We start from the raw sequence: 25,328 nt of genomic DNA on the forward strand, positions 1-25,328 counted from the left end.
GAGAATTCATTAAGAGCCTTCTGGCTCTTTTTTGTTTTTATTATTGCTTAATCAATTGTTTTGTGTAAGGCATATGCTACTATTATATTAACAAACAAACATTTATAAAATGATTAACCTTAAAAAAACCTCTACAGAAAAAATCAGTAAGCTAACAAAGATTCTTTCCTTTGTTAAGAAAATACCTAAAAGCGCTTGGGTTGCTGCATTCATTGCTTTAATATTTTTCACAAGAACAAACTTCGAGCCTTACGATTTCATAACCATGGGCAATGTGTGTACATTTACACAACTTGTTCCCGAAGCCTGTGCCAATTTTAAAGCAATGCAAACGTTCAACTGGTTCTTATTTGGTTTGAACGGTTTAAGTATTTTGATTGCTCTGATAGCTTTCGTTGTCTTTGCTTACAAGATAATGAAGTGTCTCATTACAAAGAAAGACGTAAACATAAAATCAGTGTTCGTTACTTTTGCGGTGGCTACAATTCTACAAGTAGTTTCAGTTTCTATTTTCACTCACACTGCAAATTACAAAGCTGAGTTGAGCATTGTTAAAGAACAATTGAAGCCGCACTTTGATAAAACTTCGAAGGTGGCAAAATGAATTCTGATAAAAGAGAACCACGCGAATGGTTTGCAAAAATCCTGAAGGCGGTGGCGTTTGTGAAGAAGTATGGTCTGCTTATGTTAGGTGCCTTTATATTAATCATGTTCTTTTATTCCTCTTGGTCGAATGATAGACACATCAAAGAACAGATCCAGAACAAACGTGATTATAGAGTTCTTCAAGCCCAACAGCATTTGAAAATTGAAAAGCAAGAGCTTCAAATAAGATGACCGCCAAGGCGGTTTTTTTACGGTTTGATGGTGTGTGGTGTTGAAAGCTTCTATAATCGCGTACAGGACTCAATCAGGATCAAGGTATGGAACGCTTCGACAAATATGTTTTTCAATGCCTAGGCGCTGTTGAACTGCTTCACGTAAACGGCATGTGGGTTCAGTCTGCATCACTGGCATTTATTTACATCGATCACATGTGCTGGCTGTCTGTAGATGGCAAGAATTCGCCTTCTGATTTCAAAGCATGGGTTGATAAGTACATGCTACGGAATAGAGATCTAGGGTGTACTTCTAACGATCTTTGGGAAGGTAGAAACTCATTGTTGCATATGGGTACGGCTGAATCAGACCGTTGGAAAGAAAGGAATGCCGATAGGATTATATTTTATAGAAAGATGGAGAAGCCTGTTTTGACTTCAGGTGAAGACTTCGTCTTTGTGAATCTTGATCAGTTCATATTTTCTTTTCTTGAGGGCTTGCTTCAATACAGACTTGATATAGAGGCTGATACTGATAGGAAAGAAATTGTAGATAGAAAGGTCGGTAAATTTCTTTTGAATACTCCAACCTGATTTTATCTGAGTGGAAAAAACAAAAGCCCAACCGGGCTTTTTTGTTCTTTACTTGGTGAAATCTTTCAATTCATTTGGAGTGGGCTTTCGATTTAGAACCTTCAGAAAACCTCGTATTACATTTTTCTCGTTGTAACTGTAAAGAGCATTGTGGTTTGCTTTCCAAGCCTCTATGAACTGCTTACGGTACTTTGAATGAAGTTCATTATAAGCGATCTGGTAGTTCAGATATTCGCTATACACTTCTTCAACATCGGGATCACTACATGTAGCCGGTAGCTCAATTAAATCATCTGCACGTTGCGATAGTAAGTAGTAGTGCATAGCGTTGATAGGCGGCACACTAATGTTCACAATGCTCTTTCTGTCATCAGAGTAGTACATCGTATTGAAAATAATGGATTCATTTTCGTGGTTAAAGAACTTAATGGTTTGATCTAAAACTGATAAACATTGCGAGACTTGTTCACTTGTCAGATCTAAGTATAGGAACGATAAAGCTTCTTCTTGAATGAAGCTTGTCAAGGTTTCTTTATGATACAAATATGATGTTGGTTTCATTTCCTGTTCTCGTTGTTTGTGGGCTTTAGCCGTTAGTTATTTCTGTTATTGCCAATTGCATTTCCAAAATATGAAATTATCATATATTTTAAGTTCTTCTATTTCTTCAATCGAGGTGGCATAAGTTATTGCTAGAATCTTATCGGTCAAATCTTTTGCGTTAATGGATGTGAGCCATTCTATGCCTTCTTGCGGAACAACCCCGTAAGTCCTATGCATCACATCTTTGAAATTATTGAATGCGTATACTATATTAGTAATAATTTTTACTTTCTTTTTGTTTAATCTTTTAGACATTTCCCGTTCTCGTTGTTGGAGGCTTTCGCCAGTTAGGTGTTACTTTTTATGGTTCTTAATAAATTGTAGTTTAGTGCGTTAACACTTAGGTTTTGCTCAATATTTTACGAAAAATTAAGCCGTTCAAAACGATGTGGAAGCCGATCAAGGGTTTCCATAAATACGGATTCGATGCTGCTGATTTCATAGTGATGACGATTTTCAAAAAATGGTGAATTCGTTTCTTGTTGTTCACGCATTCTGGTAAGCAGTGGGCTGTATAGCTGAAAGGCTTCTGCTTTACTTGTTGTAAATATTTCTTTCAAAAATTTCTTTTCAGCCTTCATTAAAAATCTAATCTTTTCATTTTCTGTCATTTTCTTTCTCTTTTTTAAAGGATAATCCCCTTTGTTTGTTTTTCTTAAGTCGAATTATAATGATTGAAAAAAGATTGTCAATAGTAGAATATAAAATAAATCGAACTATTTTATTATTTTTTTTAGTGATTTTAAAATGAGTTAAAAATGAAAAAACAAACGTGAAGATTTTCTCCTGAAATAAAATTGTGATTTTTTGTATTTTTGATTTTTGCGCACGGCAGACCAGTACCTATATAGATGGGTGGGTAGGTACGGGGTAGGAGTGGGGTAGGGCGGTAGTACGTGCTTACCCTGTTCCTACTCCATGAGGGTAGGACGCTACCCCGGCTGGGGTATCGGTTGCCTGTGTTGTGGGTACTGGATCGGATCTGTGTGTGGGTTGAGTCTTCTTCTATATAGAAGGCTCAATCATAGGAAGACATGCCAAGGCTTGGTAAGCCTGCAGGTGATCGATCTGGTGGTTGCTGTGGTGTGGGTATGACCGTACTACGGCGTTACCCTCGTTGTGGTACGCATAGGGTAGGAGTGGGGTAGGAAGCTACTACGCACTACAGACAGATGCTTTGTACTCCAACCGTTTCATGAGGTTTTTCAGATCGGTTTCAAAACGAATCGTAGCTTTTCGGTTTTCTACTACCCAATTAGTTTTTGAGATTTCTGGTTTTAGAAAATAATCAATCTCAAAATCATAAGGATTTCTATCAAGAATCTTCCAAAAAGATTTGAAAATCAATTCTTCGTCAAATCTCAAATCTGAAAGATATTTTAGGTAGCTTTCAAGAATCTCTTTCTTGCCAACCTTATTTTTAAGATTCTTGTCTTTGTCGTAAATTTCAAACATCACATCAAAATAAATCGCTCCGATCTCAACAGCCATAACTGTTTCAGTTGTGAGCAATTCTTTGAATTCATTAATTGTGTAGGTCTGAAAGACTGACTTTCTAAGCTTCTTGAAGTCGCTGTGAGCAACGTTGAAGATTCTTCTGATGTTGTCCATGGGCTTGATACTGCGTCCTGTGTGCCGTGCGGTGGTGCGGTCTGATGGGGATTTTGCCACTTGCTGGCACTGGGTTCAATGTAGAGCTTCACCAGTGGTGAAGACCTGGAGTCTTCACTTGGTATGATTTCTATTGAACAGAAGCTGAAAATAAATCTTATGAATTCTAATCAATGAATTAATTGCAATGAAAACTAAAGAAATTATTAGAGAGAAAATTATCATTTGAATTGTGCCTAAAGTCGATAATTGCTCTAGTAATATTCGTAGGGTTTTTATAATAGCCTCGGTTCCTGTCGCCTTCAAAGTTAATATTATGAGGTAAGAAAAAGAAACCAACAATAATGCTGCTAAAAGATTTCTTGTGAATTTCTTGACTGGTTCAGGGATTGTTATTTTATTCTTCATGGTTATTTTGTTTATTTGATACCTTCATTTTATCATCTTTAGAGGTTTCTGCTTGGCATGAAAAAACAGCCTTTCGGCTGTTGTATTCTGCTCGGTCATACCTTTTCGTTTTTGTTGTCTACCAGCGTTATGAAAAGAAATGCTGCAAACAAAAATAAACCTATTGCAAGTGGGGATTGTGATAGAAGATACGTGCCTTTGATTGCTGTTAGAAAAATTCCATTAGCAACTGCGAAAATAAATTTCACTGCTATGTTGCTTCCAGCGCAAGCCATGTAAATAAAGATTGTTGATAATGCTAATATTATTGAAGCTGTGATGAATTTTGATTTTTGCATGATAATAAATGTTTGTTTGATAACTTAATTTTACCATATTAATTTACCTGAATTTAACCATAACAAAAAAAACCAGCTTATTTAGCCGGCGTCTTGTTGTGTTTTGTTAGCGCAGACTCAAAGTCTTGTCGTTGTCTGATTGCAACAATTCCTGAGATCTTAAAAGCTTCATTCATACTTGCCACTATTGCAGGTTCAGGAAGATTCTTAATCAAGGATCTTTTAGGTCCATTTTTTTTTAATCGTTCTTCAAATAAATTAATAAGTAAAGCAGATGCAATAAATAAAACTGAAATGGCTGACATTATGTTTGTTTCGTAAACGGCTAATGAAGCAATAAGACCTAGGGAAAAAAATGCTGTTGCTGGATAGGTTTTAAGTGTGTTTAGTGTCTTTCTGTAAATTGAATTCATGATTGTTGTGTGGTTGTTTATACTTTAATAATATCACGTTATAAAATAATTGCTTGGAAGGCAGACAAGAAAAAAGCCCTGAAGGGCTTTCTGTATTAGAAGTATTTTAAATCGTTAATAAGTGATTTTACTTGTTTGTCCCATTGGCAAAGGTTTGCTACTTCTTGATAAACCCTTTGAATTTCAGGGGTTGTTCTGTTGTTGTCTGCTGAGAAACAATCCCAAAATTCTGCAAAGTGAACTTCAAAATTATATGATGGTGAATCTAAATCTGTTTCGCTTATACCAGTCCAATGGAACTTTAAAGTAACATCGTCGTTGGTAATTCGTGCAACACCTTCAACCTTATTAATGACTTTCCAAGCCTCGCCATTTTCAGTGAAGAATCTTTGTTCGCATTTGTCTTGTTTAGTTTGTTTTATTTGTTCGATTCTGAATTGTTTTTGCATTGATTGTCTCGTTTAGAAAAGATGAATTTCCTTTCTTATAATAATTATACCATTTTGTTTTTCATTTACTGCGTTAACTCATAGTATTTGCGCAGTAAATTGAATTATTTTTTTAAAACCGTTCGGCGGGACTGGTTGAACAAGAATCATGAAATGACTCATACTGGATAGACGTACAGTAGTCGAGTTATGCACATGCTTACCGTCCTTGGTCCGCTCCTAATAGATCCAGATCCCACACGAAAAGCCATTCAGGGCAAGGTTTCCTGTGGGTTTCCATCCCCGGCTATGGAGTACAGCGAGCCGCCTTTAAGCCTTGATGAACTGGTGGGACTACGTGAACCTTCACGGTGGCTTCTGAGGGCTTCAGGCGAATCTCTGATTGGCCTGGGTGTTTATGACCGGGATGTGTTGATAGTGGATAAAGCGTTAGAGCCAATTGATTGTGATGTGGTGGTTGTGTGCATTGGTGCAGATTTTGTGGCGAAAGAATTTCGTGAAAGACCCGGAAAAGCACCTTTATTGATTTCTCATAATCCTTTAAACGCTTCAATTGAAGTTGGTGATTGGGAAGAAATTCAGCTTTGGGGCGTTGTTTTGTGGAATCTTCATAGGCTTTCAAGATAATGTTTTGTCTTGTCGATTGTGATTGCTTCTACGTTTCTTGTGAAAGATTGTTTCAACCTGAATTGAGAAATGTTCCAGTTGCAGCGCTTTCTAATAGTGATGGTGCTGTTGTTTCAAGATCATTGGAATGTAAAGCGCTTGGTGTAAAAATGGGGCAACCATTTTTTGAGATTAAACACCTGATGGAAACGCAAGGGCTAAAGGTAGTTTCTTCAAATTATGCGCTCTATCAGGAAATTTCAAATAGAGTGATGAAGATTCTTGCGGGTTTTGCTCCAAGAATTGAGGTTTATTCAATTGATGAAAGTTGGTTAGATTTTTCTGGAATCTCTGGTGATTTGGAGAAAATAGGAAAAGAAATTCAGAAAGAAGTTTTAAGGCAGACGGGTATTGGTGTTGGTGTAGGTTTTGGAAAAACCAAGACTCTTGCCAAGATGGCTAATTTTTCAGCGAAAAAATGGCGTCTAAAAACTGGTGGTGTTGTTGTTCTTGATGATCCTGAGAAAATTGAAAAGCTTTTGAAATGGTTGCCAGTTTCTGAAATTTGGGGAATTGGTCGAAAGATTTCAGCACGTCTTGAAATAATGGGTATCAAGAAAGCCATTCAATTACGTGATTATGATAAAAAATCACTCAGAAAAATGTTCAATGTGAATGTTGAAAAAACTGCAACAGAACTTGGTGGTGTGTCTTGCTACAGGCTTGAAGAGAATTCAGAACCAAAGCAATCAATAGCCTCTACACGTTCGTTTGGGACTCGTATTACTGAACTGCAGGGATTGCGTGAAGCGGTAACGACTTACGCCAGTAGAGCCGCTGTGAAGCTTCGTAGCGAACGTCAACTGTGTTCATGTCTCCAAGTTTTCATTCAGACAAGCCGATTCGATGACAAACCCTATTCCAGATCTGCAATCTGTGCGCTGACGACTCCAACGAATGACACAAGAGAATTCGTTTCTTTGGCTCTTGAGGGCTTGGATAGAATCTTTATTAAGGGCTATCGGTATGCAAAAGCCGGGATAATACTCACGCAATTTTGCGATGGTAAATCTTATCAACCTGATTTGTTTGCACCAGCGCCACGGAAAAATTCAGAAGAATTGATGAACATTATGGATTCGATAAATCTTCGTTGGGGTAGAGGAACAATGCGGTTAGCTACTGAACCGCAAATTGCAAGTTGGGGTATGAAACGTGATTACTTGTCAGATAGTTTTTTGACAGACTGGAATCAATTGAGAAGCGTGAAATGCTAAAAAGAAAAAGCCCATTAGGCTTTATCTTTTCTTTGGTTTCATTCTGTAATTAACAAACCAATGCGTTTTATGTTCTGTTATTTGGTATAGATTATATTCGAGTATGCTTTGAATCTTCAATTTGGCGTAAGGCTGATTTTTATAAATGGTTTCTTTACCAGATTTTGGGATTGAAAATATAAAATTCAGAGCTTCAAATTCTGCTGGTGTAACTTCGATTAGATCGTTTTCTATTGTCATGATGAATGCAGTTGTTTTAATAATCATAGCATTTATGTAGATCTTTGCTCTGGGGTACAGGCGGGGTAGGAATGGGGTAGGAATGTGGTAGGAGTGGGGTACGAAAATAGTACAGGCACAAAAAAAGCCCTGATGGGCTGTTTATATTTTCAAACTGGTCTTTTATTAAGTCAGAAGCTTCTTCTGCAGAGATTTTGTATTTGCGGTTTGTTTTTTCATTGGTTAGATTAACGTTGAATTCTGCAAGTGCTACTTTTCTTTGTTCTGGATTAAGTGTGTTAAAGGCTTGTAAGAATATGCCTTTTGAAACTTGGTTCAAATACTTCTTAATTCTCTTAACATCTTCAATGTTTGCATCATTCTGGCAAGCAACGTGTTCTAAAGTTCTTGCATGAACCATCAAGCTAAACGGGTGCGCTCTGCTTGGGGTTCTGATGTAATCACAGCATTCACATCTTTCAGATGGATACCATCTGCGTGCATTATCAAACTCGCCTTCAGGGTGTATTTCTCTTAAGGATAATTTTGCTTGTTCTAGAATAGTTATGATTGAATTTTTCATGGATTGTTCTCCGTTATTGTTATTTGTTGAAAGGGTTAATCTCCTTCCTTACTATTAATTATACCATTTGATTTTCGATTTACTGCGTTAACTCATAGTATTTGCGCAGTAAATGCAATTTATTTTTAATTATTGTTTTGGTGTATTGATCTTTCAGTTGTTAATACATTGCGAATCATTGACGAAAGATGATCATATTGGGTTGCTGCTTTCTTGTGCTCTTTGATTTCGTTAATACGTTCAAAAACAATTGATGGTGTTTTAAAGCCAAATACCATTGTGTCTTTTTTATTGTATTTAGTAATAGCATTTGCACAAGTTATTGTGAGACCATTTAAGTCAATATTATGCTGAACGGTATTTGTGATTAATTGAAGGGCTACGGCAGTACACATGATTGGATCAATATCATTAAGCACTAGTTTTATAAGCCCAATCTTTTCAGGCGTATTAATAGCTTTCATTTTTAAGGGCGGTAGTATAAGGCTGCCTGCCCCAACGCATATATCACCAATACTGTAGGGTTCCGTTCTTAATAACTGTTCTTCGTTGAATAATTCTGTTAATGAATCAGCTATATCAGTAGGTGTAAGAAATTGACCTAGCTCCGATCCTCTTTTATGAGTCAATAGAATTTCTTCCAAAAGCATAGACAACACGTCAGTGAATGGCGGTAAGTCTTTAACAATTTGACTATAGATGTTGGTTGCTTGGATCAAAGCGTCGAGGTCAAACGAGTTAAAAAGCTTCTCGTCTATTTCGAAATGGGAAGGGCGTACAAAGATACTTTCTTCAAGAACAGCTTCTGTAACTCCATAGTGCTTGTATCGTTTGATAAATTCACTGAATTGAATGGCGAAGCTATAGGCAATAAATGATCTAAAGGCTAGGGTTTCATTGCTTCTGTTTGAATCGTTTCGATGGGCGGTGATTTTAAAAATCTGCTTTTTCAACTCTTTTACTTGTTCATTCATTTTGCACCTATTCAGTTGTGAGGCTCTGAATATAATGATTTTGAAATGAATGTCAAGGTTATTATTATAGTACACCAATACCCTGTTAATACCCTGTACCTACCCCAGTCCTACCCCAAAATAGAAGTCTTAATAGGTTAGAAAATCTTTAAATTTTATTATGGTTTTTACAAGGCATTAAAAAACCCCTTTTCAGGGGCTTTAGATTTCCACGCATTGGCTGTCGTTAATGCTCGGGTTCGTTCTTGCTACTTCTTCAAGTCCTGTGGGTACGTTAAATGTTCTTTTAGTATCGCTGGTGATGATTACGTTTCCTGAGAATGTGCCTTCTTGTGCATTGTTGTACCAATCGCATGTGAAGGTTTGGCTTTCTCTTTTCTCACTTTTGAAAATACTTAGGCTTGCTGGGGTGCGAACCTGTTTAGGTTCAATCTTTTCTTTGGCTTCTACTGATGTAATGTTGATAATGAAAAGGGCAATGGCTGTAAGAGTTTTTGTTTTCATGCTTAAAGAGTTTGTCTGTATAGTAAAATTTTACCATTTTTTATTTGATTTACTGCGTTAACCCATAGTATTTGCGCAGTAAATAAGATTTTTATTTTCCATGCTATACACTCGATGTGTTGAATAGTTTCTTGTATTGAGTGGATTCGTAAAAAAGTATTCAACACAGAGCGCCTGTTAGAAACAACAAAAGCCCAAAAGGGCTGGTGTTAAACATCAAAATCTAGCATTGCTCGGTCTTTAGGTCTTAAAGCCATTTTCTTCAAATTATTGATTCGTTCTAAAGTCACTTTATCAGTTTCACCTTCCATATCCAAAAGTAGCAAAGCCCCTAGTTTTGCAAGGTAGGAAAACTGCCAGTTTTTTTCTTTGTGTATTTGCTTGTATGGCATATTGAATTCATCAAGCCCTTCAAGCAATAAGTTAAAATCATTGCCCTTGGCAATATTGTCTTTGGTGTTAGTGCCTTCATTTGCACTGAGATAGTTTTTTAGTATCTCTGATTTCTTTTCGGCTACTGTTTTAGGTGTGGCGTTTTGGACTGCTAAAAGAATCTCATTGGAAAGGCGATTTTGGTTTATTTCTAATTCAGCTTTTTTATTCATTATATTAAACTTGCTCATTTTATTGTCTCCTTTATTTCAATAGGTTTAAGATTTCTTGTGCCACTGCCAAAAACTCATTTTGAGCTTTCACAGTGGATGGTGTGGTTTTCACTTCGCATACACCTTTCCCAGCAAAGATAGCTTCTTTGTAAGCCTTTCTTTTCTTGATGGTGTGGTTAAGTAAAGGCTGGGACTCTGAATAGAAAGATTTAAAGAACTGTACAAATTCAGCTTCTTCGTTCTTTGAAATGGTGTTATCGCAAATCAATATGCTTCTATAAATCGTGTTGGTGTATTTGTTTTTGATGATATTGGATTTAACAAGTAGGTCAATTTCTCCAACTGTTTCAAGGTCTAAGGCAGAATCTAAATAAGGGAAAATCACAAGGTCAGCTATGTTCATAATGTCGATAGTCGTTGTTTGAGTTACTTCACATTTTGAATCGCATATAATAAAGTCATATTCACTCTGGATAGACCTGACGTAAGAGGCTACATCTGATTCTATGTTCACGCTGCTGACATAGAGGTTTAGAGATTTGTAATGTTGGATTTCCTCTAACTTCTGGTTAAGTCTTTTTATGTTGAAGTTTGAAAGGTAATTTGGATTGGTTTCTTCAAGCTCAATCTTTAACTCAGTTTCTTTCGTTTCAGAATCAAATGTTGTGATGCGGTTTTCAAATGTTTTTGCGCATGAACGTTGAATATCCAAATCTAAAATATGAACTGAGTATCCTTTGTTTGCTAAATTTGTTGCAAGGTTGTATGAGGTTGTTGTTTTAGAAACACCTCCTTTAACTGACGTTAGAAGAATGGTTTTTGCTTTCTTGTTGCTGTTAGATTTTTGCATTGCTGAGTTTATTTGTTTGTTAATATAATAGTAGCATTTTGTTTTATTAAATGAAGAGTTAACGATGAATTGTTTATCAATTTGTTGTTTTGTTTTGAAATAGTGGGGTAGCGCTGGGGTAGCGCTCGGGTAGCGCTGGGGTAAATGAATGTTGTGATGTTCATGTCATTTTTCAGTCGCGAATGCGACATTTTGAGAAAAATGATTTGAGTGTAGAATCTACCAATAGGGGCTGTTGCTGTTGCTGTTGCTCTTGCTCTTAACTAAAATGGCTTTAACCGCTTTTGACTTTGATTTTGCTTTATTCTATTCAATAAAAAACCCGCACTAGGCGGGCTTTCTGTTTTTGAAAATTATTCAAAATTGTATTTTAATTTCACTATTGCATCATATTTCTGTTGTGCTGATGCACCATCTGAATACACGTCATTATGCACATCACCAATCTCATGCCCTGTAATACATTTTGCGGTGGTGTCGATAACTCCAGCGCGTTGTAGTTGTGTAATCACCGTTCCTCGCAAGCTATGGAATACGTATTGTTCATTAAAGCCCATAGAGGTTTTTAAACGTCCAAATGCCTTGCTTAAAAAGTCTGAACGAATTCCATATTTGTTTCCTGCTGGTGATGGTATTAAATAACCATCTGTGCTTTCGTTTTTTAGACGTTCAATGATTGGTAACAGGTCAGGGTGTATTGGTATAGTGCGTATTGAAGAACGGTTTTTAGCTTCATCTAGTGAAAAGCTGTAAATGCCTTCTTCTTCAATTAAATCACGGTCAAATTCCAAAATACAAATTTCTTCAATACGCATTCCTGAATAAGCGCCAATGCGTATAACGTCCATTAGGTGTTGACGATTTTTGCCGTTCAGTTCTTTTGACTTTGCAAATATTTCTTCTACCTGTTTGACGCTATATTTTTTACGTTCTTTCTCAACTTGCGCTTTACCTTTCCTGTTCATTGGGAATTCATGCCCAACAAATGCAGGATTTGATTCACCATATTTTTCTTCAAACTCAGGCACATTGTTTAATGCCCATTTCCAAAAAGTGTTCCCAGCAAGAATATACTGTTTTTTTGTTTTGGCGGATAATACCTGTTCTTTTTCTAACCATGTGCGTACTGATTTATGGTTCAATTCAAGCTTATTGGCAGTAAAGAATTCACGCAATGTCTTTAAGCGACTGACTTGCATGTCAACCGTTTTTTGAATCACTTTGCGTATCTTTATTTGATATTCTTGGAAGTCCTCTAAACGGCTATCACTGAATTCAGTGTTTGGCGTGAAGAATTTCGAATCGGCAATGATTTCTTTAACATTTGATTTTTCTACTGGTGTTAATTTCTTGCCTGCAAACTCCAATGACTCAATAAATTTATTATTCCAAATTTCGTTGAGTTCGCTTGAAGCTTCGATTTGATCGCCAATGGTCAACTTTGTTTTTTGAGAAGCGGTTTCATTCCAACGATTTTTCCAATCATTCAGTTTTTCTGTAACTTCACGCTCATGCTCAATACGTTTTGGTTTCTTTTCACTTCCATTAATTAGTGGATTCTGAAAGCCTTTAATGAGCATTTCTGAAAGGTCGTTTATAAAGAATCCTTTATAATACCATTCGTCATTTTTGCCATTAGCCATAATTTCAGAAATTGTTAAATGTTCTTCTTTTTCAGATTCTTTGCTGAATTTGTGGGCGGTTTCGAACAAATCATAGATTTTTTCAGGATTATGAGCTTTACGATGTTTTTCAATTTCAAGACGAATTGCTTCAAGGATCGGAAGCTTTTTTAGATTTGCTTCTGTTTTTGAGCCTGTCTTTAGGGATCTGGTGATCTCGGTTTTTCCAAGGCTTTTACGAAGCTCTGGAGGTACTGAAACACGAACGTGATACGTTCCTTTGCGAAGCGTCAGATTGTCGATGCCCATGTCTTCACTACCTATATGCGTTTTTTCACTGTGTTGAGTCATTTTTTTCAAAGATTGTTATAATGTACACAGTTTAGCATTTTCTGTAGCAGAATTCTGTAGCAAAGCTGGCTGGGGTGCCTGTAAACGCTGGGTTTTTAGGGGTTGTAGCTCGTTTGGCTTCTTCTCCCTATCTCTCCGCCATTACATGAAAAGCCCCGTAGCTGCATAAGCTACGGGGCTTTTCCGTTTGGGGCGTCTTTTGGGCTATCAACCCACGGTTAGCTTAAGCGCTCATTCACCTTGCGATAGGCCTGATCATGCTCCCGCTTATCCACGGCCACCACGACGACGGTAATTTCCTGATCGATCACTTGATAGATCAGTCTGTAGCCGCTACTGCGTAATTTGATCTTGTAGCAGTCAGGGAGTCCATGCAGGCGATTGGCTTCGTTGCGGGGGGTGTTCAGAATCTCCACCAGCTTCTTCTTGAGCTGCTGGCGCAGGGTGTCGCCGAATTTTTGCCATTCCTTCAATGCGCATGCATCAAAATCAAGGCTATAAGTCATCCAACGAAACCTTCACTCGCTGGGGAGATGCCAAGCGTTCACGTACGGTGGCCATCAAGGCTTCATCTTCCTCCGTCATCAGCACGGGCTTGAATGGCAGCTGACCACGCTCGGCTACGTACTGCAGCGCCTGACGCATCAGCTCGGAGGGCGTGACGCCGAGCTTCTCCAATTCGAGATAGGCGCGCGCTTTCAGGTCGTCATCAATACGAACGTTGATAGATGCCATGGGAAAGGTCCTCGTGTAATGACGTTTGTCATTACATTGAGTCAGATGCGTTCCTTTGGCAAGTCTGTCTGGACATACGGCAATCGCTCTCATTCTTTGATCCTACTTTTTACCCTTCGGTTTTGCTGGCGGCTTTTTATCCGTTTCCTTGACCGTCTCCCGCGGCCTTTTTTTTGCCTCACCTTCTGTCACGTATTCTCCTGTGACCGCGTCGCGATATCTCGTTGGCATATAAGCTCCCTGGCAAGCAAGTCGCCAAACCGGCGACTCTTTTGAGGCTAGCTTAGCGGCCTGGATGCTCAAGTTTCACTGCAGGAATTCTCGTTACCAAGCCTTTCCGAAATAGCCGCTTACGACTTTAAAAGCGAGCGTGTAATCACGCTGGCTACGTCTTTTCCCGTATCCATTGAGTCCTCCTGAAGACAGGTCATAAGGCTTACACCTTATTCAGGACGGGACACTGAAACAAAAAAAGCCTGCCGAGCTCAATGCTCAGCAGGCTTTTTACATGATCGTTCCCACGCTCTGCTTGGGAATGCCGCCCAGGACGCTCCGCGTCCTGCTTTCAGCGCAAAATCCGGCACCTGCGTAATAGTGACGCGGAGCGTCACGGGGTGCATTCCCACGCGGAGCGTGGGAACGATCAATGCTCAGCAGGCTTTTCAGTGTGTGGTCTGGTCAGGCCGGTTGCGCCGTCAGGCGATTGCTGATGTTACGCCCCAGCACCAACACGGTGACGAAGCCTACGCCCACCAAGGCTGTGGCCAGGCTCAGCAACACCGAAGTGCCCAGGTGGTCAACGATCTGTCCACCGAAGAACGACCCCAGTGCAATGATCACCTGGAACAGCGCAACAAATAGCGGCATGCCACGTTCCACGTCCTTGGGCGCGACCACGAACATCCAGATACTGGCGCATGCCGGGAAGGCGCCGAAGGCGAAGCCCCACAGTGCGATCAGCATCGTGGCGCCGATCATGCCGGTAGCGAAGAAGGGGAACAGGGCGGTGCTGGTGCCGATCATCAGCGCGACCAGCAGCAGGGTGTGACGCACGCTGCGATTGGCGGCGAAACCGGCAAAAATGTTACCTGCCACACCGGCCACGCCAAACATCAGCAACAGTGAACCGATCGTCGGCCCGTCGAAGCCGGCGCTGTTCTTGAAGAACGGCGCGACATAGGTGTAGGCGGCGAAGTGCGCGAGGCCGATCAGCAACACGGCGATCAGTCCGACTCGGGCACGTGGGTTGATAAACAACGCCGGTAAGTCACGCACCAGGATGGCCTTCTCCGGGTAGAGCCGAGGCAACAGGAAGACTTGCGCCAGCAGTACCGGTACGCCGAGCAGGGCGGTGACCAGAAAGGTCATGCGCCAGCCCATCAGGCCACTCAGCCAGGTACCGACCGGCACGCCCAGTACGGTGGCCAGGGTCACGCCCATCATGATGATTGAGGTGGCTTTCGCGACGTCCACTCCCCTGGGGGCCAGGCGGCCGCTGAGGGCGATGGCCGTCGCCCAGAAACCACCGATGCTGATGCCCAGCAACACGCGCCCGAACAGCAGCAGGCTGAAGTCGCTGGCCAAAGACACCACCAGGTTGGCGATGATCATGACCAATGTCAGGCCGATCAGCAGATAACGGCGATCCATCTTGCCGATGATCACCGACAGCAGCGGCGCCGCGAGGGCGGCCATGATGCCCGGCAGGGTCACCATCAGGCCCGCGTGGCCGGCGCTGATGCCGAGGTCGCTGGCAACGTCGTTGAGCACGCCCACCGGCAGAAACTCGCTGGTTACCAGGGCGAACGCGCCCACGGCGACCGAAAGAATCGCCAACCACTGCTGTTTGACACTTTGTTGATTATGTTCGGGAAGGCCGCGAGGGGCCTGGCTGGCATTTGGCATGGCGTTCAGTTCCGGGGTGAGCGTCGCCTGAAGTCAGGCGAGGGGGAGGGAATTTGGAGCCGATTATAGAAACCAGTTGTGGTAATTGAGCAGGCGCTCGGTTCGATAGTAATCATCAGTGCAATCGATGCGTCGCTCTGGCAGGCGCTGCGAAAACAGCAAACGCCAGCTGGCAGTCGCGAGCTGGTGCAGTTGGTGGTTTCGCTGAACCAAGTAGTGGCGCCGTTCAGGTGCAGTCAGCAGCGCTAAGGCTTTGCCTCCAGGCCCTGGCGAATCTTCTCGAGCAGTTCATCGATATGAAACGGCTTGGTGATCAGGTCCATGCGCTCACCCAGGAAGTTTTGCCGATTGGCTGCATTCTCGGCGTAGCCCGTCATGAACAGGATCGGCAAATCGTTGCGCAGGCCACGGGCGAAGTCAGCCAGTTCGCGGCCGGTCATGTAGGGCAGGCCGACATCGGTGAGCAGCAGATTGATTGTCAGGTCAGTCTTCAAGCGGGCAAGCGCTTCGTCACCGTCGGCTGCCAGGCTGCAGCGGTAACCGGCGTCTGCCAGTACTTCGGCGACAAAGCTGCGCACCGAAGGCATGTCCTCGACGATGAGTATGTGTTCACCGTTGCTCTTGCCCGGTTTTGCCAACGTCCTGGTGGTTACCGAGGCAGGACCTTCTGCGGCCGGCAGCATGATCGTCACTTCAGTGCCCTGGCGGGTGACGCTGCGGATCTGCGCATCGCCGCCGGACTGGCGGGCGAAACCGTAGATGGTCGACAGGCCCAGGCCGGTGCCCTGGCCCACTGGCTTGGTGGTGAAGAAGGGATCGAACACCTTGTCGATGACGCTGTGCTCGATGCCCACGCCGTTATCGCGTACCGACAGCGCAATGTAGGGACCGTCTTCCAGCTTGAGGTTGCCGTTAGAGTAGGCAGGGTAGGTGGTCACCCAGATGTTGCCGCCTTTGGGCAACGCATCGCGGGCGTTGATTACCAGGTTCAGCACTGCACTTTCCAGCTGGATCGGGTCGACCATCGCCACGGCAGCGTTGTTGGTCAGCTCCAGTTTCAAGGTGATGTGCTCGCCGATGGTGCGCACCAGCAACTCTTCCAGGGAGCGGATATGCGCGTTGATATCGATGGGCCGCGTGTCCAACGGCTGCTGGCGGGCGAAGGCGAGCAGGCGGTTGGTCAGGCCGGCGGCGCTCAGGGCTGAACTGAGTGCGGCGTCGGCATACCCCAGGACCTTATCGGTGCGCTGGCTTTCAATGCGCTTCTTGATCAACTCCAGGCTGGTGATGATACCGGTGAGCAAGTTGTTGAAGTCGTGGGCGATGCCGCCGGTGAGTTTGCCCAGGGCGTCCATTTTCTGGGCCTGGAGCAGTTGCGCCTCAGTGCGTGCCAGACGGGTCGCCGCGTTGGCGAGTTCGGCCTGTTGATGACGCTCGCGATGGCGGTATTCAGTCACGTCCTCGACAAATACCAGGCTCAGCTCGGCACGGTCATAGGGCGAGATCTGCCATTCGGTTTCGCGCAGCTGGCCGTCGACTTTCATCTGCAACGTGCCTTTCCAGCGTTCGCCGGCCGCCAGGCGCAGGCACAGCTCCTGGATCACTGCATACTGGTCGCCGGCGAAGCACTCAAGCAGGGCATCGGGGTTGAGGTTGTCGTGAATCAATTGGGCGAACGCGTGGTTGCACTCGTGAACCTTCAGTTGCGCATCCAGCACTGCAATCGGCGCGCTGATATTAAAGAAGATTTCTCGAAAACGTGCCTCGCTTTGCCTTAACGCGTATTCGGTGTCGCGTACGCGCAAAAGGGTGCGCAGGGTCGCCAGCAGGACCTCGGGGTCGATCGGGTGGATCAGGTAGGCGTCGGCCCCGGCGTCCAGGCCGGTGATGATGTCGCCGGTCTCGATGGACGCCGCCGACACGTGCACCACCGGCAGCAAGGCGGTGTTCGGGTCGGTACGCAAACGGCGCACGATGTCGAAGCCACTCATGTCCGGCAGGTTGACGTCGAGGATCAACGCATCGATTTTTCCCGTGGCGATCAGGTCCAGCCCCTCCTGGCCCGTGCCGGCTTCAAGCACCAGGTAGTGATGGCGCTCGAGGCGTCGGCGCAGGGCGTAGCGCGTGGCGGCATTGTCGTCGACGATCAGCAGCTGGATGTCACGTTTCATCGACGTTCTCGCTGGCAATGGAGAGAGGGATAACGACAAAGAACAGCGAGCCTACGCCGGGTGTGCTTTCAACACCGACCCTGCCGCCCAGCAACTGGGCAAAACGCTTGCACAGTGACAGGCCCAGGCCGGTGCCGCGCAGGCGTTTCTGCAGCGGCGAGTCGATCTGGGAAAAGTCTTCGAACAGGTTGTTGTGCAACTCGGCGGGTATGCCCAGGCCGGTGTCCTGCACCGCAAAACGGATCTCGTGTTCGCTCTCCATGCGCGCCGAGACCCGCACTTCGCCCTGCAGGGTGAATTTCAAGGCGTTGGAAATGAAATTGCGCAGTATTTGCGCGAGTTTTTTGTCATCGGTATAGAGCTTGGGCAGGCCGGAAGGTTTCTCGAAGATCAGGTCGACCGATGATGCGTCCACAATCGGGCGAAACATTCCGCGCAGCGCCGAGAACATGTCGAACATATCGAACCAGGCCGGAGAAATAGTGATGCGCCCGGCTTCGATCTTGGCCAGGTCGAGCAAGTCGTCGACCATTTCGCGCAATTCGCGCGCCGAGCTGGCAATAAACCCGACCTGGGTGTGTTGCTCCGGGCTCAGCGGGCCGTCCAGTTCGTCGGCAAGCAGGCTGGTGATACTCAGGATCGAGCCCAGGGGCGTGCGGAACTCATGGCTCATGTACGACAGGAAACGACTCTTGAGGTCTGACGCCTCTCGCAGTTGGTCGGCTTGCATGTCCAGTTCGGCATACAGTGCCAGCACGCCCTGGTTGGTTTCATCCAACTCCGCGCGCAGGGCATCCGCTTCCTGGCGCAGGCGTTGGATTTCAGCGGCGAGCGAGGCGGTGGTTTCAGCCATCGATGGCCTCCAGGGCAATCACGAAGACAGTAACGTCATCCCGGCCGCGACAGAAGTCACGGTGCAGGATTGCGGCAATCAGGGCAGGGTGGCGGTGGACGAGCCCCGGATAGTCCGAAAGATTCCAGCGTGATTGCAGGCCGTCGCTGTACAGGATCAGCAACTGATCGGCCACCTGAGCATAGTCGAAGGGTTGGGCCTTGCGAAACTGCACGCCGATGATACCCGGGTGGGAGGCCAGGCCGCGCGGCTTGCCAGGCCCGATCAGGCTGCCGCCGATATTGCCGATGCCGGTAAACCTGAGCGTCTCGGACACGGCATCGTACTGGGCTACCGCCATGGCGGCGCCACGGGTGCCGTTCATGCCGATGTGCATATCGCTCATCAGTACGGTCGAATCCATGAAGGCATTCTGTGCAAACACCTCCTCTCCCGCTCGGGCTGCCTGCTCGGCGTATTCGCCATGGCCGAGCCCGTCGGCCATCATTACGCTGAACCGCCCAGGCTCGATCGCCAGGTGCCAGGCATCACCGCAGTGAGGATCGTTATGCAGCGAGTGCTGGCTGACGCCATAGCGAATATCCCGGGTCGTTGCGGCACGCGGCGTCAGCCTGGCCAGTATCGCTGCGCCACGCTGATCGGCATGGGCATCGAACACCTGCGCCAGGCGCGATATTGCCCCCAGCCCGATGCCCTGGGTGCCCCCGGTGGAAAAACCGTCCACCAGCCCGCTGTCGATATCAAAGCCCTGCCCACGGTCGATGGCGATCATTTCGACGCCGCCGTTGCCGGTGGCGCGCAGGTGCAACTCACCGTGCGTGGCATGTTTGAGGATATTGCTGGCAAGCTCGGTGGCGACCAGCGCCACGCGTCCCGCATCGGTCTCATCGAAGCCCAGCGACTCGGATAAGTGCTGGGCCGTGCGCCGGGCGTGGCCGATCTGGCTGGTATCTTCAATCAACAGCACGTGCGTGAGCGCGCTGGGAATATTCAGGCCCATCGGGTGATCGTCACGCGGGTACCCTTGCCAGGCTCGGTGTCCAGTTCAAACTCGTCCACCAGGCGCTTGGCTCCGGTGAGCCCAAGGCCCAGGCCGCCGCCGGAGGTCCAGCCGTCGGTCATCGCCAGCTTGAGGTCGGGAATGCCCGGCCCTTCGTCGCGAAACGTAAGGCGTACGCCGGGGCGGTGGTCTTTCTCGAGCACTGCCCAGTCCATGTAGCCACCACCGCCATAGACCACGGTATTACGCGCCAACTCGCTGACCGCCGTGACCAGTTTGGTCAGGTCGATCAAGCGCATGCCGCAGTCCTGGGCCAGTCTGCGTACCAATTGTCGAGCCAGCACAACGTCCTGTTCTATCAGCACAGGGTGTGTGCCGCTGCTGGCTTGGTTCATGAGTGTTCTACCCGGTCGCGCAACAGCTTCATGCCGCGCTCGACGTTGAGTGCGGTCGCGACGCCGGGCAGGGTCATGCCTAACTCCACCAGGGTAATGGCGACCGCAGGCTGCATGCCGACCAGTACGGTTTGTGCATCCATGATCCGGGACAACCCGGAGATGGTGCCGATCATGCGGCCGATGAAGGAGTCGACCATGTCCAGCGCCGAGATATCGATAAGCACGCCGCGCGCCGAGGTGCGGCTGATACGCTCGGACAGGTCGTCCTGCAAGGTCAGCGCGAGTTGGTCGTGCATGTCCACCTGGATGGTCACGAGCAAAAACTCGCCCATCTGCAAAATAGGGATGCGTTCCATGCTTAAACAGCCTTGGTGATATTGACACCCAGGCGTTTGAGCGCCAGAGCCAATGCATCGGCGAGATTGGCTTTGGTCACCACACCCTGAAGGTCCAGGCCCAGGTGCACGATGGTCTGGGCGATCTGCGGACGCACGCCGCTGATAATGCAATCGGCACCCATCAAGCGGATGGCGGTAACGGTTTTCAACAGATGCTGGGCCACCAGGGTATCCACGGTTGGCACGCCGGTGATATCGATAATGGCGATCTCCGCGCCGGTGTCGACGATCCGCTGCAGCAGCGATTCCATCACTACCTGGGTGCGTTGCGAATCCAGGGTGCCGATCATCGGCAGGGCGAGTACGCCATCCCACAGCTTGACCACCGGAGTGGAGAGTTCCAGCAGTTCTTCCTGCTGACGCTTGATCACCGACTCACGGGATTTCTGGAAGGTGCGGATGGTGTGCATGCCCAGTGCATCGAGCAGCTCGGACATTTCCCAGAGTTGTTCGCCCAGTTGCGCCGGTTGTTCGGCGTACTCGCGTTGCAGCAATGCAAACAGGGGGCCCTTGAGGGCGAAAATGAAGCTGGCGGTCTGTTGCGAGTCCTGCCCGGCCAGGGCACGGCTGTGGGACAGCTTCTCCAGGAATACTCGCGTTTGCGCCCAGTTTTCATGGTTGGTATTTTGCGAGCCGCCCTGGTGCAAGGCGGCGCTCAGCAGTTCGAGGAATTCGCGGGTCTGCTGTTTGACATCGTCGCCCTTTACATTACGCGTGGCACCCGAAGCCTCAAGGCTGGTGTTCCATTCGTCAAGGAGAGCGTTACGGTTTTCATGCAGCGCCTGGATTGTGTTCGTTTGCAGAGTTGCCACGGGTAACCTCCTTGAGTGCCTTGAATAAGCTGCACGCAATTTATACTAAACCGCAGGATTTAGAAGTATTTCGAGTGCTTTCGTATCGAAGTTGCGCAGGTTTCGCCTATTCCGAACGCATTGGACCCGTGGACATCAACCCTGCCGAAGCTAAAGCAACTCTGCATAGCGTTGCCCTCCATAAAACACGCCGAGGATCAACACTGTTTTGTTCGCGGTGTTTACCGTAAAGGCAATGACGGTGCTGTGTCGGTAATGCGTGATGCGCAAGTCAGCCAGCAGGTCGTCTCGGCGCGTACCACGCAAGGGAAACAGAGAAAAGCTTTCGCAGAGGCTGATGGGTCTGTCGACAAAGCGTGCAGCCACTGCCGCAGAGGCTGCATCGCTGATGAAGTCTTCAAGAGCATCGAGATGAGCCAGGGCTTGCGGTGCGAAAACCACCGAGTAGCTCACGGTTTACCTGGGTTTTTTCGCTGGCGTCTAGCCGCCATGTGTTCGCGAACCTGCTCGGTGGACAAGGCCCGCTCAGGCTCTGCCTCAAGGGCAGCAGCCGCAGGCACCACCTCGTCGCGCAGCCAGTCTTCCATGGCACGGTCGCGCGCCAGCAAGGCCCGCAGGCCGTCGCGAATCACTTCACTTTCGGTGGCATATTCGCCGGAGGCGACTTTGGCTTTGACCAAGGTGGCCATTTCAATTGGCAGTGTAATGCTCATTTGCTGGGTCGAGCGCATCTGGAGGTCCGCCGAGGTTGAGTAGGATTCAATCCTACTGAACCATTGGCGCGATGCAAGGAGCAGCAGATCAATGCCGATGTCCGGCGACTCGTCGTCTGCCCAAAAGTGATAGGTTTGCATGAGGTGTTACCGCTCCCGTTGTGTAGATCAGGCAGCAAGTATTGACCCGTTTCGGCAATTGCGTGGCCGTAGGCAGCCGATAACCTGCTGATATGTATAACTTCATATGTGTAACTGGAATATGTCCGCAGACCCGACCCGGTCCGCATGGCGTCCTGCCCGCTCCCATACGATAATGCCCGCCACATCGTCCATCCTGGCTTGCCTTCCGTGATCATCAACTTCGACCTCAATGACCTCCAAGCCTTCCGCGCCGTGGTAGACAAGGGCAGTTTTCGCGGTGCCGCCGAGGCCATCCGAATCTCGCAACCCGCGCTCAGCCGGCGCATCGAAAAGCTCGAGTCGGCCCTGGATGTAAAGCTGTTCGAACGCACCACGCGGCGAGTCAGCCTGACCATGGTCGGCCGTGCATTCCTGCCTCAGGTCGAACGCATGCTCGACGACCTGGACATCGCCCTGATGGGCATCAGCAACGTCGCGTCCACGCGCATGGGAAATGTCACCATCGCCTGTGTGCCGTCCACGGCGTATTACTTCATGCCTCACGTCATCTCCGAATTCCACAAGCTGTATCCGAAAATTCGCCTGCGGGTGCTGGATGCCAGTGCCGGTGAGGTGTGCAGTGCGGTGGAAAGTGGCGAGGCGGATTTTGGCGTGAGTTTCAGCGGCAGCCTGGCCGATGAAGTGGAGTTCGAGCTATTGCTGCAGGAGCGCTATGTGCTGGCCTGTCGTCGTGACCACCCGTTGGCCGCACGCGAGAGCGTGACGTGGACCGAAGCCTACGAGCACGATTACATCAGCGTGGACAAAACCTCGGGCAACCGCTTTCTGCTGGACCAGGCCCTGCGCGGTGTGCGGGTGAAAAAGCCGAGTATCTGCGAGACCCACCACGTGACCACGATGATCGGGCTGGTGGAGGCGGGGCTGGGCGTGGCGATGGTGCCGTCGATTGCAATGCCGGCGTGTGAGCACCCGATTCTGGTGAGTGTGCCGCTGGTGGAACCGCAGGTGATGCGCAATGTGGGCTTGATCAAGCGCCGCGGGCGGACATTGCCGCCGGCGGCGCTGGAGTTGGAGCGGTTGGTGCGGGAGATGCCGTTTCGGTCAGCGTGACACCGAGTCCAGGCCGGTGGATCGCACCACCGGTTGTGCCTCGGGTGATGCCATGAACTGCAGCAATGCCTTGGCCTCTTCCGGGTGTTCGGCGTTGACCGGGATACCCGCCGCGAAACGCGTAACGGACTGCACGTCTTCCGGGATCTTGCCGACGAACGTCACGCCCTTGACCGGCAACAATTCCGCCACCTGCTGCAAGCCGACTTCGTAGTCGCCCTTGGCCACCTGTTCGCCCACCGGTACGCGTTCGATCATGGTGCCCTTGGCCGGCATGCCGAGTTTCTTGAACAGCTCCTTCTCGACGTATACGCCGCTGGCGCTGTCCGAATACGCCACGGATTTAGCTTTGCTCAGCACGGCTTTGAGTTCGGCGTCAGTATTGATTGATGGTTTTGCCGCGCCTTCCTTCACCACCAACCCAATCCGCGAATCCGCCAGCTCCACGCGGGACGCGGGGTCGACCTTGCCTTGTTTGATCAGCTCATCCAGGGCGTAGCCGACCATGATCACCACATCGGCATGTTCGCCACGGGCCAGGCGGTTGGGAATCGCTTCCGGCGCCTTGCCCATGGAGGGGCCGAGGATGGTGTCGAGGGTATCACCGCTTTGCTTGGCGTATTGCGGACCGAGCAGTTTATAGGCGGCAGTAAAGCCGCCGGAGGTCATCACTTTGAGTTCTTCAGCCTGGGCTGACAGCGCCAGAGCGCCAAGGACCAAGGCGGTGAGGGTTTTGAACAGCGGCTTCATTGCACGGCCCCCTGCATGACCTGGCCACGGGTGTTGGCGCGGCGATACAGCGCCAGGGTGGAACACAGGGCGCACAGTGCAGCGAACATCATCCAGTAGGCGGGCGAAGCCTTGTCTTCGGTGATGTGAATGAACCAGGTCGAGATGGCGGGAGTGAAGCCGCCGAAGACGGCGGTTGCCAGGCTGTAGGCCAGGGAGAAGCCCGCCACGCGCACTTCCACCGGCATGATTTCAGTCAGCGCCGGGATCATTGCGCCGTTGTACATACCGTAGAGGAAGGAGAACCACAGCAGGGTTTCCAGCATGTGTGCAAAGCTTGGCGCGTTGACCACGTAGGACAACGCGGGATAAGCCGTGAGAACGGTCAGCACGGTCATGGCTATCAGCACCGGTTTGCGGCCAAAGCGGTCGCTCAGAGTGCCGCCGATCGGTAGCCAGACAAAGTTCGACACCGCCACCAGCAACGTCACCAGCAGCGCGTCGGAGGTGCTCAATTGCAGCACGGTTTTGCCGAAGGTCGGTGCGTACACGGTAATCAGGTAGAACGCGGTGGTGGTCATGGCCACCATCAGCATACCGCCGATGACCACGGTCCAGTTTTTCACCAGGGTGGCCATCACTTCACGCATGGTCGGGCGGTGCTTGCGCTTGGCGAACTCTTCGGTTTCCTGCAGGTTACGGCGCAGCACGAAGATAAACGGGATGATTACGCAACCCACGGCGAACGGGATGCGCCAGCCCCAGTCTGCAACGACCGCCGGCTCCATCCACACGTTCAAGCCATAGCCCAGTGCCGCGGCCACCACGATGGAGATTTGCTGGCTGCCCGACTGCCAGCTGGTGTAGAAGCCCTTGCGGCCCGGGGTGGCCATCTCGGACAGGTACACCGACACACCCCCCAGTTCAGCGCCTGCCGAGAAGCCCTGCAACAGGCGACCCAGCAGCACCAGCAACGGTGCCCACAGGCCAATGGTGTGATAACCGGGCACCAGCACGATCAACAATGTGCCGCTGGCCATGATCGACAGCGTCACGATCAAGCCTTTGCGACGACCCACGTCATCGATATAGGCACCCAGAATGATCGCGCCCAGCGGTCGCATCAGGAAGCCAGCACCGAACACGGCAAAGGTCATCATTAACGATGCGAATTCATTGGCGGCGGGGAAAAAGGCGGCGGCGATGTAGGTGGCATAGAACCCGAACAGGAAAAAATCGAACTGTTCGAGGAAGTTGCCCGAAGTAACGCGCAGTACGGCGCCTACTTTCGAAGGGGCAGCCGTAGGCCGGGAAGGGCTAGTCATGGTTTTGTGTCTCCAGCGTTCTTTTTAAAGTGCTTGTTTCGCTTAAGACTGGGGATAGTGGCTGACACATTTAGAAATGATAAGTGACAAATTTGGATAGATTGATGCGCGTGGGCTATCAATTCAACGGATCGTCTGGAGGGTTGGTCCTGTTCTGCGATACGACCCCCCATAGAAACCGATGCATCGACCGACATAGACGCCGCCCCG

General features: G+C 48.0%; 32 protein-coding genes. 7 read left to right on the forward strand and 25 right to left on the reverse strand.

Annotated elements, in window-relative coordinates; translation table 11 throughout:
- Positions 1 to 109 precede the first annotated feature (109 nt).
- From BOP93_RS07310 to BOP93_RS07320, 3 genes are all read left to right on the forward strand, one after another.
- Complete coding sequence (locus BOP93_RS07310) at positions 110 to 604, forward strand: hypothetical protein (protein WP_104502091.1); 495 nt, start codon at positions 110 to 112, stop codon at positions 602 to 604.
- A complete protein-coding gene (locus BOP93_RS07315) occupies positions 601 to 837 on the forward strand; it encodes a hypothetical protein (protein WP_104502092.1) in 237 nt (78 codons plus the stop codon). Before BOP93_RS07310 ends, BOP93_RS07315 begins: the two co-directional genes overlap by 4 nt.
- 86 nt (positions 838 to 923) lie before the next feature.
- A complete protein-coding gene (locus BOP93_RS07320; RefSeq protein ID WP_104502093.1) occupies positions 924 to 1,412 on the forward strand; it encodes a hypothetical protein in 489 nt (162 codons plus the stop codon).
- A 48-nt stretch (positions 1,413 to 1,460) separates the two neighbouring features.
- On the opposite strand, the gene BOP93_RS07325 is transcribed toward BOP93_RS07320, so the two are convergent.
- From BOP93_RS07325 to BOP93_RS07335, 4 genes are all read right to left on the reverse strand, one after another.
- Positions 1,461 to 1,973 (reverse strand): hypothetical protein, encoded by a 513-nt coding sequence (locus BOP93_RS07325; protein ID WP_104502094.1) that lies wholly within the window; start codon positions 1,971 to 1,973, stop codon positions 1,461 to 1,463.
- A gap of 45 nt (positions 1,974 to 2,018) precedes the next feature.
- Positions 2,019 to 2,270, reverse strand: a complete 252-nt coding sequence (locus BOP93_RS07330) for a hypothetical protein (RefSeq protein ID WP_104502095.1) — start codon at positions 2,268 to 2,270, stop codon at positions 2,019 to 2,021.
- Between the two features lie 104 nt (positions 2,271 to 2,374).
- Positions 2,375 to 2,626: a hypothetical protein gene (locus BOP93_RS27355; protein WP_157943473.1), complete on the reverse strand. Its 252-nt coding sequence runs from the start codon at positions 2,624 to 2,626 to the stop codon at positions 2,375 to 2,377.
- A 544-nt stretch (positions 2,627 to 3,170) separates the two neighbouring features.
- The gene (locus BOP93_RS07335; protein WP_157943474.1) at positions 3,171 to 3,686 is read right to left on the reverse strand and encodes a hypothetical protein; all 516 of its coding nucleotides are present in this window, start codon (positions 3,684 to 3,686) and stop codon (positions 3,171 to 3,173) included.
- A 405-nt stretch (positions 3,687 to 4,091) separates the two neighbouring features.
- Here BOP93_RS07335 and BOP93_RS27360 point away from each other — a divergent pair, with 405 nt between their 5' ends.
- Entirely contained in the window at positions 4,092 to 4,313 is a 222-nt protein-coding gene (locus BOP93_RS27360) for a hypothetical protein (protein WP_157943475.1), read from the forward strand.
- Positions 4,314 to 4,449: 136 nt separating this feature from the next.
- Here the strand turns inward: BOP93_RS27360 and BOP93_RS27365 are convergent, their stop codons facing one another.
- Together BOP93_RS27365 and BOP93_RS27370 are read right to left on the reverse strand one after the other, a co-directional pair.
- Positions 4,450 to 4,785 (reverse strand): hypothetical protein, encoded by a 336-nt coding sequence (locus BOP93_RS27365; RefSeq protein ID WP_157943476.1) that lies wholly within the window; start codon positions 4,783 to 4,785, stop codon positions 4,450 to 4,452.
- A gap of 95 nt (positions 4,786 to 4,880) precedes the next feature.
- Positions 4,881 to 5,234 (reverse strand): hypothetical protein, encoded by a 354-nt coding sequence (locus BOP93_RS27370; RefSeq protein ID WP_157943477.1) that lies wholly within the window; start codon positions 5,232 to 5,234, stop codon positions 4,881 to 4,883.
- A gap of 195 nt (positions 5,235 to 5,429) precedes the next feature.
- On the opposite strand from BOP93_RS27370, the gene BOP93_RS27375 reads away from it, so the two are divergent.
- Together BOP93_RS27375 and BOP93_RS07340 are read left to right on the forward strand one after the other, a co-directional pair.
- On the forward strand, positions 5,430 to 5,861 hold the full coding sequence (locus BOP93_RS27375) for a LexA family protein (RefSeq protein ID WP_157943478.1): 432 nt from the start codon (positions 5,430 to 5,432) through the stop codon (positions 5,859 to 5,861).
- A complete protein-coding gene (locus BOP93_RS07340; RefSeq protein ID WP_104502097.1) occupies positions 5,861 to 7,117 on the forward strand; it encodes a Y-family DNA polymerase in 1,257 nt (418 codons plus the stop codon). The genes BOP93_RS27375 and BOP93_RS07340 overlap by 1 nt, the downstream gene beginning before the upstream one ends.
- Positions 7,118 to 7,373: 256 nt before the next feature.
- On the opposite strand, the gene BOP93_RS27380 is transcribed toward BOP93_RS07340, so the two are convergent.
- The 17 genes from BOP93_RS27380 to BOP93_RS07420 form a co-directional block, all read right to left on the reverse strand.
- A complete protein-coding gene (locus BOP93_RS27380) occupies positions 7,374 to 7,919 on the reverse strand; it encodes a hypothetical protein (RefSeq protein WP_157943479.1) in 546 nt (181 codons plus the stop codon).
- A gap of 125 nt (positions 7,920 to 8,044) precedes the next feature.
- Positions 8,045 to 8,893, reverse strand: coding sequence for an N-6 DNA methylase (locus BOP93_RS07345; protein ID WP_104502098.1), 849 nt, complete (start codon positions 8,891 to 8,893; stop codon positions 8,045 to 8,047).
- Positions 8,894 to 9,094: 201 nt separating this feature from the next.
- Positions 9,095 to 9,397, reverse strand: coding sequence for a hypothetical protein (locus BOP93_RS27385; RefSeq protein WP_157943480.1), 303 nt, complete (start codon positions 9,395 to 9,397; stop codon positions 9,095 to 9,097).
- Between the two features lie 209 nt (positions 9,398 to 9,606).
- Positions 9,607 to 10,020: a hypothetical protein gene (locus BOP93_RS07350; protein ID WP_104502099.1), complete on the reverse strand. Its 414-nt coding sequence runs from the start codon at positions 10,018 to 10,020 to the stop codon at positions 9,607 to 9,609.
- A gap of 13 nt (positions 10,021 to 10,033) precedes the next feature.
- A complete protein-coding gene (locus BOP93_RS07355) occupies positions 10,034 to 10,852 on the reverse strand; it encodes a ParA family protein (protein WP_104502100.1) in 819 nt (272 codons plus the stop codon).
- Positions 10,853 to 11,205: 353 nt separating this feature from the next.
- Positions 11,206 to 12,783, reverse strand: a complete 1,578-nt coding sequence (locus BOP93_RS07360; protein WP_157943481.1) for a DUF6538 domain-containing protein — start codon at positions 12,781 to 12,783, stop codon at positions 11,206 to 11,208.
- A 260-nt stretch (positions 12,784 to 13,043) separates the two neighbouring features.
- Entirely contained in the window at positions 13,044 to 13,331 is a 288-nt protein-coding gene (locus BOP93_RS07365) for a type II toxin-antitoxin system RelE family toxin (RefSeq protein ID WP_104502102.1), read from the reverse strand.
- Positions 13,321 to 13,560 (reverse strand): type II toxin-antitoxin system RelB/DinJ family antitoxin, encoded by a 240-nt coding sequence (locus tag BOP93_RS07370; RefSeq protein WP_057723048.1) that lies wholly within the window; start codon positions 13,558 to 13,560, stop codon positions 13,321 to 13,323. Before BOP93_RS07370 ends, BOP93_RS07365 begins: the two co-directional genes overlap by 11 nt.
- A 678-nt stretch (positions 13,561 to 14,238) precedes the next feature.
- The gene (locus tag BOP93_RS07380) at positions 14,239 to 15,465 is read right to left on the reverse strand and encodes an MFS transporter (RefSeq protein ID WP_104502103.1); all 1,227 of its coding nucleotides are present in this window, start codon (positions 15,463 to 15,465) and stop codon (positions 14,239 to 14,241) included.
- A 245-nt stretch (positions 15,466 to 15,710) separates the two neighbouring features.
- Positions 15,711 to 17,636 carry a response regulator gene (locus tag BOP93_RS07385; RefSeq protein ID WP_065886283.1) on the reverse strand — a complete coding sequence of 642 codons (1,926 nt, stop codon included), beginning with the start codon at positions 17,634 to 17,636 and terminating at the stop codon, positions 15,711 to 15,713.
- Entirely contained in the window at positions 17,626 to 18,489 is an 864-nt protein-coding gene (locus BOP93_RS07390; protein WP_065886284.1) for a sensor histidine kinase, read from the reverse strand. The genes BOP93_RS07385 and BOP93_RS07390 overlap by 11 nt, the downstream gene beginning before the upstream one ends.
- A complete protein-coding gene (locus BOP93_RS07395) occupies positions 18,482 to 19,489 on the reverse strand; it encodes an ATP-binding protein (RefSeq protein WP_104502104.1) in 1,008 nt (335 codons plus the stop codon). Before BOP93_RS07395 ends, BOP93_RS07390 begins: the two co-directional genes overlap by 8 nt.
- Positions 19,480 to 19,884, reverse strand: a complete 405-nt coding sequence (locus tag BOP93_RS07400) for an anti-sigma regulatory factor (RefSeq protein ID WP_065886285.1) — start codon at positions 19,882 to 19,884, stop codon at positions 19,480 to 19,482. Before BOP93_RS07400 ends, BOP93_RS07395 begins: the two co-directional genes overlap by 10 nt.
- Positions 19,881 to 20,243 carry an STAS domain-containing protein gene (locus BOP93_RS07405; protein ID WP_017254285.1) on the reverse strand — a complete coding sequence of 121 codons (363 nt, stop codon included), beginning with the start codon at positions 20,241 to 20,243 and terminating at the stop codon, positions 19,881 to 19,883. The genes BOP93_RS07400 and BOP93_RS07405 overlap by 4 nt, the downstream gene beginning before the upstream one ends.
- 2 nt (positions 20,244 to 20,245) lie before the next feature.
- The gene (locus tag BOP93_RS07410) at positions 20,246 to 21,097 is read right to left on the reverse strand and encodes an STAS domain-containing protein (RefSeq protein WP_065886286.1); all 852 of its coding nucleotides are present in this window, start codon (positions 21,095 to 21,097) and stop codon (positions 20,246 to 20,248) included.
- A 150-nt stretch (positions 21,098 to 21,247) separates the two neighbouring features.
- Positions 21,248 to 21,550, reverse strand: coding sequence for a type II toxin-antitoxin system RelE/ParE family toxin (locus tag BOP93_RS07415; protein ID WP_104502105.1), 303 nt, complete (start codon positions 21,548 to 21,550; stop codon positions 21,248 to 21,250).
- Positions 21,547 to 21,951, reverse strand: coding sequence for a ribbon-helix-helix domain-containing protein (locus tag BOP93_RS07420; protein WP_104502106.1), 405 nt, complete (start codon positions 21,949 to 21,951; stop codon positions 21,547 to 21,549). The genes BOP93_RS07415 and BOP93_RS07420 overlap by 4 nt, the downstream gene beginning before the upstream one ends.
- A gap of 210 nt (positions 21,952 to 22,161) precedes the next feature.
- On the opposite strand from BOP93_RS07420, the gene BOP93_RS07425 reads away from it, so the two are divergent.
- On the forward strand, positions 22,162 to 23,064 hold the full coding sequence (locus tag BOP93_RS07425) for a LysR family transcriptional regulator (protein WP_104505247.1): 903 nt from the start codon (positions 22,162 to 22,164) through the stop codon (positions 23,062 to 23,064).
- Here BOP93_RS07425 and BOP93_RS07430 read toward each other — a convergent pair.
- Both BOP93_RS07430 and BOP93_RS07435 read right to left on the reverse strand, forming a co-directional pair.
- Positions 23,056 to 23,814: a substrate-binding domain-containing protein gene (locus BOP93_RS07430; RefSeq protein WP_104502107.1), complete on the reverse strand. Its 759-nt coding sequence runs from the start codon at positions 23,812 to 23,814 to the stop codon at positions 23,056 to 23,058. The genes BOP93_RS07425 and BOP93_RS07430 overlap by 9 nt on opposite strands.
- Positions 23,811 to 25,118, reverse strand: coding sequence for an MFS transporter (locus tag BOP93_RS07435; RefSeq protein WP_104502108.1), 1,308 nt, complete (start codon positions 25,116 to 25,118; stop codon positions 23,811 to 23,813). The genes BOP93_RS07430 and BOP93_RS07435 overlap by 4 nt, the downstream gene beginning before the upstream one ends.
- Positions 25,119 to 25,328 lie beyond the last annotated feature (210 nt).

The organism is Pseudomonas orientalis (assembly GCF_002934065.1).
GTDB lineage: Bacteria > Pseudomonadota > Gammaproteobacteria > Pseudomonadales > Pseudomonadaceae > Aquipseudomonas > Aquipseudomonas orientalis_A.